Genomic DNA, 12,005 nt, shown 5'->3' with positions numbered 1-12,005 from the left:
GGGGAGCCAGCGCCGTGGGCGGGTCCCCCGACTTGAGGCGACTGGCGTCGCAAAGTACACAAAGAAAGAAAGAAAGAAGAAGTCAAGAAAATTTGGCGCAGCCTTACAAAGAAATGGTATTAATATTTCATTACGCCTGCCAAAGGTTAAAATATTCACAATAAGTCACAGTGGTCTAAGTTTTACTTGGTGGAATAAGCAATCGGAATTTTTTACACAAACCAACGTCATGAATTCGGAAGCACAACGCCAGCGGGCAATTAAAGCATTTACAGATTTTTTACAGACTCCCTTAGACACACTCCTACAACAGCATATAAATACTAATACCTCAGCAGCCGCTTTGGCGTTATTTCATGATATGGCTGCTAGTGTACCTGCTTACAAACATTTCTTAGCAAATCATGCGGTTAATCCTGATGAATACCAAACTTTAGAGGATTTCCAAAGATTACCCCAACTCGTAAAAGAAAATTACCTGCAACGTTATCCTCTAGCCCAATTATGCCGCAACGGACAGCTAGAAACGTGCGACATGATAGCTGTTTCCTCTGGTTCCACAGGAAAACCAACATTTTGGCCGCGTTTTTTTGCAGATGAAATGCAAATTGCTACCCGTTTTGAGCAGGTATTTCATGATAGTTTTCATGCAGATACTAGACGAACTCTAGCTGTAATTTGTTTCAGTTTAGGAAGCTGGGTAGGCGGAATGTACACAACCAATTGCTGCCGCTATCTTGCCAGCAAAGGTTATCCGATTACTTTGATAACTCCTGGTAATAATAAAGAAGAAATATTTCGAGTTATTCAAGAACTCGGTTCGGCTTTTGAGCAAGTTGTCTTATTAGGATATCCACCATTTCTTAAAGATATTATTGATACTGGAATTGCCCGTGGAATTGAATGGCAGCGATATCAGATAAAGTTGGTGATGGCGGGAGAAGTATTCAGCGAAGAATGGCGCAGTTTAGTGGGTGAAAGAGTTGGTTCCCAACATTGCTGCTACGACTCAGTCTCACTTTATGGAACAGCAGATGCAGGTGTATTGGGTAACGAAACACCTTTGAGTATCTGCATTCGTCGTTTTTTAGCACAAAATCCAGAAGCGGCGCGTGCCTTGTTTGGAGAATCTCGTTTACCAACACTGGTACAATATGATCCCATAAGCCGCTTTTTTGAAGTTATAGACGGCACGTTGATATTTTCTGGAAATAATGGCATTCCCCTAGTGCGTTACAACATCTTGGATACTGGAGGGATAATCAGTTATGATGCCATGCTCCAGTTTTTAAAAAAATGGGGCTTTAATCCAGTGGCGGAAATAGAACAGATGGGTGGAAGAGGTGTTCGTGCGCTACCATTCGTCTATGTTTTCGGACGCTCTAATTTTACAGTTTCTTACTTTGGAGCGAATATCTACCCAGAAAATGTGACAGTGGGATTAGAGCAACCAGTCATTAGAGAATGGGTGACAGGTAAATTCGTGTTGCAGGTGCAAGAAGATGCAGACAAGAATCGATTTTTATCTGTGGTTGTGGAGTTAGCACCGAGAGTGGAGGAAAGTGAAGAGAAAAGGGAGGCGATCGCATCTTCCATTCTCACCCAACTCCAGCGCCTCAATAGCGAATTTGCTAACTACGTTCCTCCAGAATACCAGATGCCGCAAGTTGCACTAGCCCCCACAGGCGATCCAGAATATTTCCCTGTTGGAGTGAAGCATCGCTATACCCGTAAGTAGGAGAGAGTGTTCTATTCGCCGCTTTGTTCTTGGTTTGGTTTAGCTTTAGCAGCAACCAACCTAACTAACTCAATATCCAACCCCAACGCATCAGCTATTTGTTCTACAGTTGCACCTAAACTCAACATAAAAGGAATGGCTTCTAATTTACCCTCTTGCTTACCTTCCTGCTTAGCTTCTTGATAAACTTTAGTTTGCCTTAACTCGCTTAATCCCAACATTTGCTCTATCTCCTCCCGACTTTTCAAAGGGAATTTATAGACAATAATCGTTTCTATCAATTCGAGAAATTCCCGTTGGGTAATTTCATCAGCTATTTGTTGTTTGGCAAGGTTAATTAACTCCCTAGCTTTAGTAGCTGCGCCTGACTCTGGCTCTATAACCAGTTTAACTGTACCAATACCAATCGACTGTTCTGCTGCGGAGTCTAATTCATCAAGATAGATGCGGCTGACTCGCCCAGATGTGAGTAATTCAATATACCGTTCTGTTTCTCCCACATCAAGACTGCGGCTTGGATAAACCACCACCCCGCGCCAGTTGTTGGTAAGTTCGCTTCTATCCAGGTAAAGAAAGATTTCCGTAAACAAGCGAGAGTAGAATTTTTTATCAGGTTGAAATTGAACTTCGACGAAGTAGATGGGGGATGATGGATTACTTTTAGGGAGAAATACACCATCTATGCGGAAAGCGAGTTGTTTGACTTCTACGGATGAAAATTGGTAGGTGTCAGCGGTTTCGGGTGGTTGGTTGATGAGTTCAAAGAAGATGCTGGGGAAGCTTTGGAATAGGCGGTAGAATATTGTGTCTGTTTTCACGCTGATTGATGCTGGGTTGGTGGCGTAAGTTTTGATTTTACTTGATTTGTTGTTCCCAGACTCCGGCTGGGAATGAATACTGTAAGGCTTTACCTCACTATTCTTCTAGAGGCTGACCCTCTTGATGGGCAATTCGCATTCCCCGCTGTTTGTTTGTGGTAGGCATCAAAAAACCTCCACTGACTCCGATCTCAAAGTAAAGCCAAAATTAAATATTATCCCGCACCCAACTTCTAAAAGCTTGAATTGCTTGGCTGCTACCAACAACTTGACTCTGCTGGACGTATTGATTTACTAGCTCAATTATCGGAATATCTGGAAAAGTAGGACTAAAATTCGACTCTACATACTTTCCACTTTGCAAGATGTTAATTTGTAGTCCTTGTTTTCCATATCGCCAAAGTTCTGGCACTCCCAAAATTTGGTAATTCTCCAACTGCGTGCGGGAAGTTAAATCAATTTCTATAGCTAAATCTGGGGGTGGATCTATACTCAAGTCTAGGCGATTTTTTCCAATAATTGCTGCTTGATTTTGAATGTAAAAACAGGCATCTGGTTCTACTCCCTGAGTCATTTTTTCACTTCTTAAGGTTGTTGAACCCAAAGAATCGTAATTGATACTTCGTTCATTCAATAAAATTTTTACCAGATCGCCAATCATTTCTTTGGCTTTTTCATGTTCGGGCAAAGGAACCATAATTTCTAAAAATCCATGACTATAGGAAAGTCTGGCAGCACGATGTTCTCCCAATTCTGCCAAAATATTTTCAAATTGCTGCCAGCTAACGTCCTCAAGTAGCAATTGCTGTCCCGGTTGAATCCTCAATTGTCTTAACTCTAATAGCATAAATATTCATCCAACTCTTTTATTACAATATATCGACTTCGTTACGTACATCGCTTGATATAACAGGTTTACCAATATGAAAAAACCCGTCCAAATCATTCTTGAAACGGGTTTTTTTAAAATATTTATTTCACCTAGTTTTGTTACACAATGCACCAGTGTCAAAAACTTACAAGTCAGGAGGTAAAATCACGTTGTCAATAACATGAATAACGCCGTTACTAGCTTTGATGTCAGGCTGAACCACCTTAGCATCATTGACTGTTACACCAGTTTTTGGATCTACCTTGACATTAATCGGACCACCCTCAATACTTTTGACTTCGCCAGATTTCAAATCTTTGGACGTTACCGAACCTTGCACCACATGATATCGCAAAATCTTCACCAGGACTTCTTTATTTTCTGGCTTCAATAAATCTTGTACAGCGTCTTGTGGCAATTTGGCAAATGCTGCATCTGTAGGTGCAAAGACGGTGAAAGGACCTTTGCCTTGCAAGGTTTCTGCCAATCCAGCTGCTTTCAAAGCCTTGGTGAGCATTGTAAAGGAACCATTGGACTCTGCAACTGCTACGATATTCTTACTTTCTGTACCCGCTGCTGGTTCCTTAGGAGGCGTTTGTGTCCCAGGTGCAGGAGGCGTCGTGGGTGTAGCTGGTGGTGTTGTGGGTATCTCACCTCCAGGGGGAGTCGCGGGAGGTGTAGAAGTGTCAGATCCACCAGGACAAGCAGCACGGTTGTAGGGACACTCCTGCAAAATACTGGGGGCAGGGTTTAATCCTCCCCGTCTTTGTGCCACTGTTGTATTTTTAGCTGGTGGAGTTTTTTTGGACTTTGTTGCTGCTGTTACAGACTCACTCGGTTGAGTATACTGAGCATTTACTAAAAAACGTTGAGCGTCGTTATATGTTGCTTCCTTGAAAATACTAGAGTTAGAATTTAATACCTCATTTGCTCCAGTGGGTAGACCAGTAAGAAGACTGATGCCCGTCACTCCTATTATACCAGCCAACTTGGTCAGCAAATTGCTGTTTTCAACCTTCATAAATTTTGTTTGGCTTTCATTTCCACACATTACCATAATGATTTATATCATCTTGCTATACAGAAAATCTAACTAAAGAAGGGAGATTTGTAGCCATAAATAAATTAAGTATCAGTATGAAAATGTTGAACAATTTGCAGAATTATGAGTATAATTAGCTGTCTGTATAAAGGAAGTTTGATTGAACAAGGAAGCCAGAGACGATAGAATTACCTCCGCATGTTTCCTGAAAAGGAAAAATGTCGCATAGTTGCATTATGCCACGATTGAAAGGCATAATAGATGCACTTTTATAGAGAAAAATCCAGTCAACCAGAATTTCACCGCAGAGTTCTGTCAGAAGAACTCAGAATGTAAAATCACCTTACAAATTTATCCACCCTTATTCAGTTTATCAGGCGTCGATTGGAATCTAAATTCTCCTAACCAAAATAAACTTGTAAAATTTATTTAAGTCAACCACGTACAGGAAAGAAAAAATGCTGGAATTATATCAGTTTGAACTATCTCAATACTCAGAGAAAGTGCGTCTTATCCTTGATTATAAAGGGCTGGACTACCGTAAAATCGAGGTGACGCCAGGAGTTGGGCAGGTAGAACTATTTCGGTTGACTGGTCAGCGACAAGTACCTGTCTTGAAAGACGGTAGTAGGTATATAGTAGATTCAACGGAGATAGCTAAGTATTTAGACTCACAATATCCGGTACGCCCATTGATACCAACCGATCCAAAAAAGCGGGGTTTATGTTTAATGATGGAAGAATGGGCGGATGAATCAATTGGCATCAAAGGTCGCAAAGCACTGTTTTCTGCCATTAGCCAAAGCCAGAATTTCCGCAAATCTTTACTACCTACGACGACACCAGATGTCCTTAAAAGCTTGGTCGAAGGAGTTCCCAACGACATACTAAGAGTTTTGGGTTTTGGCGTCGGTTACAGTCCAGATGTAATACGCAGTGCGATCGCCGACTTAAAGCAAGATTTAGAAGCACTGACATTGTTGTTAGCAGATAGTCCCTATTTAGTAGGAGATGAACCAACTTTAGCTGACTTTGCTGTGGCAGGTTTATCGATATTGCTGAAGTTTCCGAGTGGTCCTTATTTAAATTTACCAGAAACCATCAGAGGCAAGGGAGTTCCTGAATTAGTCGATAATCCAGTTTATGCACCGTTCTTTGCTTGGCGCGATCGCCTCTACGCCCAATATCGTAAACCGCTTCTAACTTACACCACAACAGGAAGTCCAAGTGCGCCTACTTCAATTAACATTGACTAATTAGTCATTAGTCATTAGTCATTAGTCATTAGTTTTTAACAAATGACAAAGGACAAAAGTTACATCACCAATTTTGTCTTCTACAATTACAATGCAACATAAAACAGTGAACAGTGAACAGTAAACAGTGAACAGTGAACAGTGAACAAAGGGATACGACACTGGGAACTGATAACTGATAACTGATAACTGGTAACTGATAACAGCAAGCTCATCACTGTGTGATTAATGAAATGAATTTGGGACAGCCATTAGGTTCAGTTATACAAGGCTCTCTCACTGGAGGATTAGAAGTTAGATTGCACCCCGATGTTTCAGTAGAAGACATGCGGGTAGGTAAGTTTTTAGTTGTGCAAGGGGTGCGATCGCGTTTTTTTTGTATGCTCACAGATGTGGCGTTAGGAATTGCCAACCAAAGAATTATTGCGAATCCTCCGAGTTGGGAAGACACTTTTTTACGAGACATCTTAGCAGGAGGAGGGACATATGGTACCATCAACCTCGCACCGATGTTGATGTTTACCCCCGAATCTGAAGAATCTTTTTCTCCAACAAACGGCAAATCTGCAAATCCCTTTGTTCCATCAGCGACTGGTTTGGCATCATTTCAGCCCCAAACCAGTACAACAATGGAATTGCTTCCAGTGAAAACGATTCCCAGCCACTTTAGCCAGGTGTATGAAGCTTCAGAAGAAGATTTTCGCCGGGTATTTGGGTGGGAAGACGATCCTCAAAGAAAAAACTTTTCCATTGGAAAACCGCTGGACATGGAGGTACCAGTTTGCCTCGATTTAAACCGTTTTGTGGAAAGAAGCAACGGCGTTTTTGGGAAATCAGGAACAGGTAAATCCTTTTTGACACGTTTACTTTTAGCTGGGACAATCCGCAAAAATGCTGCGGTAAATTTGATTTTTGATATGCACTCAGAGTATGGCTGGGAAGCTGTTTCTGAGGGCAAACAAATGAGTACTGTAAAAGGGTTAAAACAGCTATTTCCCAGTTCAGTTGAAGTCTACACTCTTGATCCAGAATCCACCAAGCGTCGAGGCGTTCCTCACGCTCAAGAACTTTACTTAAGTTACGACCAAATTGAAGTCGAAGATATCAAATTATGCTCTCGTGATTTAGGACTTTCAGAAGCAAGTTTAGATAACGCCAATATTTTATTTGCTGAATTTGGCAAGTCTTGGATTCTTCAATTGATAAATATGACCAACGAAGAAATCAAGTCTTTCTGTGAGGAAAAGCGAGGACACCAAGGTTCAATCACAGCACTACAGCGCAAACTCCTGCGATTAGAAAATTTAAAGTATATGCGTGCGGCTTGTCCGCAAAATTATGTCAATCAAATGTTGCGTTCCCTAGAAGCTGGGAAGAATATTGTCGTGGAATTTGGCTCCCAGTCAAATATGCTCTCTTATATGTTGGTGACTAATATGATTACCCGACGGATTCACCAACACTACGTCACTAAGGCAGAAAAGTTTTTACAAACCAAAAATCCCAACGATAGACCAACGCAACTGATGATTACAATTGAGGAAGCGCACCGTTTCCTCGACCCTGCAACTGTACAAAGTACCATTTTTGGAACGATCGCCCGCGAAATGCGGAAATACTTCGTAACACTTCTGGTCGTTGATCAACGTCCATCGGGCATAGATAATGAAGTGATGTCCCAGATTGGTACTCGCATCACAGCTTTGCTCAATGATGAAAAAGACATTGAAGCAATTTTTACTGGGGTGTCTGGTGGAGGTGCGTTGCGATCTGTGTTGGCAAAGTTGGATTCTAAGCAACAAGCCTTAATTTTAGGTCACGCCGTTCCTATGCCTGTGGTTGTGCGTACTCGTCCTTACGATACCATATTTTATGAAGAAATTGGCGAGACTGCTTGGGAAGAAAAGCCAGATGAAGAAGTGTTTGCTGCGGCGGAATTAGCGAAAGCGGATCTTGGGTTTTAAAGCGCCGCACAGTAAAGCTAGAAGACCGATTCAGTATTCAGAGTTATGACGAAAAAGCTGGGTTTCTTTGGGTCGCAATAAGGAAATTTTGGTTTGAAAAGACGTAAAAACCGGGTTTATCAGTCTCGCGTTTATTACTGAATCGGTGTTCTAGAGACATTCTCTTAGGCTGCTGGCGCTACATGAACAGGTACAAGTTCAAAACTGAGGAACCTCGCCAAAAACCTTGGGAAAAATGGTAAGCGCATTAAAGCGGGTGGTTGAAATGGTACAGTTGAGTCCAGTCCAGGTATCAACATTTGCTGTTGAATCATCGACTGGAAAACCTGAATAATATGGGTTGGAAGTTCTCGCCGACGTTGCACTTTAGCAAGGTCACGTAAGTTTACTTGCTTTGCTTTAAGTGGTTTGCTCAGTAGATTTGCTGCAACAACCGCATCAGCGATTGCGTAGTTAACACCAACACCTCCAAACGGAGCCATGATGTGAGCGGCATCTCCAATCAATAGCAAGCCAGCGCGGTACCAGCGTTTGAGACATCCACTTTCTACAGAAAGATAAGCAATCTGTGACCACCTTTGTAACTGTTCAATGCGATCGCTAAACTGTGGAACTGCTTTGACGATTGACTGGCGAAATACTTCTAAACTCTGGCTGCGTAGCTTTTGATACTCACCTTTGGGAATCACATAGCCAACCTGCCATTGATCGTTGCGATTCATTAGCACAATGAATTGTCCATGACTAACTAGGGCATTTAGCTCATCAGGTTCGTCCCGATAGCGAGGCAAGCGGAACCACAAAACATCTAATGGAGGTGTATTTCTACTGGGGAATTCAAAGCCAGCCAGCTGCCGCACACGAGAGTGCCGTCCATCTGCGCCCACAGTTAAGGTTGCGCGAATTTCGTGCCACCCCCCTTGCCCTCGATAGCGAACTCCTCGAATGACTCCTTCCTCTTCAAGCAATTCCTGGACATTAGCACCCATAATCAAGCGAAAGCTTGGATACTGTTGCGCTTGCTCAATAATCAACTCCAGAAAATGTACTTGTGGAAGCACTGTCAGATAGGGGTGGCGGGTTTTGAGATGGCTATAGTCAATAAATGTGAAGTCCCCTTGTTCAGTGTGCATTTGAGGCTGGCGAGCCTTGCTGTGGGGGAGTTGTAGCAAACGCTCGCTCAACCCAAGTTCTTCCATAATTTCCATAACGGATGGTTGAAGAGCGTCACCACGAAAGTCGCGATCAAAGTCTTTGTGAGTCTCTAAAAGCGTGACCGAAATTCCCTGCCGTGCTAACAGCAGAGCGAGAACTGCCCCAGCAGGACCACCCCCAACGATGCAGCAATCTGTGATTTGAACGTCTCGCAAGTCACTAGCCATAGGATTGCCTCCTAATTACTTTACATTGCCTGATTATATTTTACTAAACAGTTTAGTAATTTAACTAGACCGTTTAGTAAAATATGATTAAGTGCTGAGGGAGTTTTCGTGAACTTTTTCCCTTGCACTCACCACTTGCAGGTCAAATTTTGGAGGAGGCACTTTGAAAATGGGTAGAGCTGCTGATCGTGACAAGGGGCGCGTGTCTTTGGAGAAAGCCAAAATCATCCTGGATGGTGCGATGCAAGAATTCTTGATACACGGCTATGCTGGTGCGAGTATGGATCGTCTTGCAGTCGCAGCAGGTGTTTCTAAACCAACCCTTTACAACTACTTTCAAAATAAAGAAGGATTATTCACGGCTCTGATTGAGCGATTGGCACAGGAAAAACTTCAAGCGATTTTGGAATCTCAAGATTCCCAAGGGCTGCAGGGAGAAACGGAAGTTGTTCTGCGGCGCATTGCAATCAAACTATTGAACACGATTACAGGCGATCAACAACTCCTTGCTTTCATTCGATTAGTGATTGGAGAATCAGGTCGCTTCCCAAAGCTAGCAAGGTCTTTTGTTAGTAGTTTGGATAAACCGATAATTCTTGCTCTCACTCAGCATCTCGCGACGCGGCACGAGTTACTCGATCCGGAGGCAGGAGCACGAGTTATTTTCGGGACACTCGTATACTTTGTAATTATTCAGGAAATACTCTGTACAGAAGACGTTTTACCGATGGAGTACGAGCGCTTGATTGATACTTTGGTTTCTCTGTTTTCTTCACAGAGTCAAAAAAGCGAGGAATAACCTATGAGCAAACTTCTCACCGAAAATCTCAAATACTACCTCCATCAATAACCCAAGAGAATCGCGAGGGAGCAAGCCTGTTTCAGTTTATAGACTTCAAACGGAGCTAGGAAATGTTATCCCACCTCAAACAAACCATATGCTGTGACTGCGATGATTCCATTCTCAGCTTTTGCCATCTATAACGAGAAAGATGTTATTATAGTAGATAGTTCCTTCCTGCGGATTCACGGGGGCGTAGTATTGCGAGAGTAGGAAGATTTTGGGCAGAGGCTGCTCAAGCGAGTGGGTAAGTTATTTGCCACTGATCCTGCGATGCTATCAGCAAATAAAGTTCAACTGCGGTGCACTTGTTTTAGGAAAATGTTAAAGGGCATTTCCCTAGGAGATATTAAGACTGATTATCGTCGCGTGTGGCTCTTGTATGCCCTGCTTGAAGACTACTTTGCCTGACACCGGAAGTCGTATTTCAGTTCAAAGGGGAGTTGGAATTGGCTTAAAATTCATGACTCAGACACCTACGTAGCTTTTGAGCTTGCTCTCAAGCCAAGCTTGTCTTTTTCGGCTACTGAGTTTTTAGTGGAGAAAGTGCGAATTGTAAATTTGGGTTAACACAAACAAGAATATATCAACTACTAATTCTCAATCTCATATTCCTGATTTCTTGATTTCGTGACATCCCTCCATCAGGAGAATCGATTCTGTTCGGTTATCCGGCTATAGGTGGAGGACTGATCATGGGATCTTAGAGTCACTATATATGTAGTAAGTTTAAAAAAAGAAAATCAGGCTTTTTGTGTAACCATATAATTTTGCATTATAATAGAAAGATTTAACGAAACTACTTTACTCTTGGGATGATTTGTCTTATCATAGATTAAGTAGAACTCATACTGACTTCGTATAATTAAGGTCGTCACCAGCGACTTAAGGATTAAAAGAATTCTTGAAAACAAGCCAGCATGCTTAGAAACGATTTCAAAATTTAGGGAAGGTGGGGAAACTAATCCAACAGAGTCCTCGTCTTGACAGAATCTGTAGAAATCAATTTTCACCTGATAGTTTCCCTGGTTGCGTAATACGTGTACTAACTTTCCCAATCCGCCTTAGTTATTGAGTATTAATTTTTGTTTACGGAGTAGAGGAAAACGCACCAATGCCCACTGTTGAAACCCAAACTGAAAACTTTAACGCCAAATTCACGGCTGATATGGTGCGAACCTATCTGCGCGAGATTGGTCGTGTACCACTGCTAACCCGTGAGCAAGAGATTGTCTTTGGGAAGCAGGTCCAACAAATGATGACACTCGTGGATGCTAAGGAGGCTTTGGCGAAGAAATTAAGCCGCGAACCTAGCTTACAGGAGTGGGCTGCTCATGTTCGTAAATCTGAGACTGATGTCAAACAGATTGTACATCAAGGCAAGCGAGCAAAGCAGAAGATGATAGAAGCGAATTTGCGCTTGGTTGTTGCTATTGCCAAAAAATACCAGAAGCGAAACATGGAGTTTCTGGATCTTATCCAAGAAGGAACACTAGGATTAGAGCGGGGTGTCGAGAAATTTGACCCAACTCGGGGCTATAAATTCTCAACATACGCTTACTGGTGGATTCGCCAAGCTATTACTCGTGCGATCGCCCAACAAGGTCGTACAATTCGCCTACCTATCCATATCACCGAGAAGCTAAACAAAATTAAGAAAGTCCAGCGGGAACTTGCTCAGAAGTTGGGAAGATCACCAACTCCCGCTGAAATTGGCAAAGAGTTAGAGTTAGAACCAGCTCAGATCCGTGAGTATCTGAACATGGCGCGTCAGCCAGTTTCTTTGGATGTCAAGGTTGGAGATAACCAAGATACCGAACTCCAAGAAATGCTCGAAGATGAAGGGCCATCACCAGAGTATTACATGACGCAGGAATTCTTACGCCAAGACTTGAATAATATGCTGTCAGAACTCACCCCCCAACAGCGAGAAGTTTTAGCCCTGCGCTTTGGTTTATTAGATGGTAACGAAATGTCTTTGGCTAAAGTTGGCGAACGGTTGAACCTTAGCCGCGAACGCGTTCGTCAGTTAGAACATCAAGCGCTTGCTCATCTGCGTCGCCGTCGTGCCAACGTTAAAGAGTACATTGCTA

General features: G+C 42.6%; 9 protein-coding genes. 5 read left to right on the top strand and 4 right to left on the bottom strand.

Going from position 1 to position 12,005, the window contains the following annotated elements; translation table 11 throughout:
* Window positions 1-229 precede the first annotated feature (229 nt).
* On the top strand, window positions 230-1,738 hold the full coding sequence (locus DP116_RS22315; RefSeq protein WP_169157259.1) for a phenylacetate--CoA ligase family protein: 1,509 nt from the start codon (window positions 230-232) through the stop codon (window positions 1,736-1,738).
* An 11-nt stretch (window positions 1,739-1,749) separates the two neighbouring features.
* On the opposite strand, the gene DP116_RS22310 is transcribed toward DP116_RS22315, so the two are convergent.
* The 3 genes from DP116_RS22310 to DP116_RS22300 form a co-directional block, all read right to left on the bottom strand.
* Window positions 1,750-2,556, bottom strand: coding sequence for an Rpn family recombination-promoting nuclease/putative transposase (locus DP116_RS22310; protein ID WP_169157258.1), 807 nt, complete (start codon window positions 2,554-2,556; stop codon window positions 1,750-1,752).
* A gap of 208 nt (window positions 2,557-2,764) precedes the next feature.
* Window positions 2,765-3,403 (bottom strand): Uma2 family endonuclease, encoded by a 639-nt coding sequence (locus DP116_RS22305; protein WP_169157257.1) that lies wholly within the window; start codon window positions 3,401-3,403, stop codon window positions 2,765-2,767.
* Between the two features lie 169 nt (window positions 3,404-3,572).
* Window positions 3,573-4,448 (bottom strand): fasciclin domain-containing protein, encoded by an 876-nt coding sequence (locus DP116_RS22300; protein WP_169157256.1) that lies wholly within the window; start codon window positions 4,446-4,448, stop codon window positions 3,573-3,575.
* 479 nt (window positions 4,449-4,927) lie between these two features.
* Here DP116_RS22300 and DP116_RS22295 point away from each other — a divergent pair, with 479 nt between their 5' ends.
* Entirely contained in the window at window positions 4,928-5,725 is a 798-nt protein-coding gene (locus DP116_RS22295) for a glutathione S-transferase family protein (RefSeq protein ID WP_169157255.1), read from the top strand.
* Window positions 5,726-5,958: 233 nt separating this feature from the next.
* Window positions 5,959-7,689: a helicase HerA domain-containing protein gene (locus tag DP116_RS22290; protein WP_169157260.1), complete on the top strand. Its 1,731-nt coding sequence runs from the start codon at window positions 5,959-5,961 to the stop codon at window positions 7,687-7,689.
* A 164-nt stretch (window positions 7,690-7,853) separates the two neighbouring features.
* On the opposite strand, the gene DP116_RS22285 is transcribed toward DP116_RS22290, so the two are convergent.
* Window positions 7,854-9,071, bottom strand: a complete 1,218-nt coding sequence (locus DP116_RS22285) for an FAD-dependent oxidoreductase (protein ID WP_169157254.1) — start codon at window positions 9,069-9,071, stop codon at window positions 7,854-7,856.
* Window positions 9,072-9,240: 169 nt separating this feature from the next.
* On the opposite strand from DP116_RS22285, the gene DP116_RS22280 reads away from it, so the two are divergent.
* Complete coding sequence (locus DP116_RS22280; RefSeq protein WP_169157253.1) at window positions 9,241-9,870, top strand: TetR/AcrR family transcriptional regulator; 630 nt, start codon at window positions 9,241-9,243, stop codon at window positions 9,868-9,870.
* Between the two features lie 1,156 nt (window positions 9,871-11,026).
* The coding region (locus tag DP116_RS22275; RefSeq protein WP_169157252.1) for an RNA polymerase sigma factor, RpoD/SigA family at window positions 11,027-12,005 on the top strand (979 nt) is incomplete at its 3' end.

The organism is Brasilonema bromeliae SPC951, from assembly GCF_012912135.1.
Classification (GTDB): domain Bacteria; phylum Cyanobacteriota; class Cyanobacteriia; order Cyanobacteriales; family Nostocaceae; genus Brasilonema; species Brasilonema bromeliae.
The sequence above is the reverse complement of the archived record's forward strand: the minus strand, read 5'-3'. Positions and strand labels throughout refer to the sequence as shown.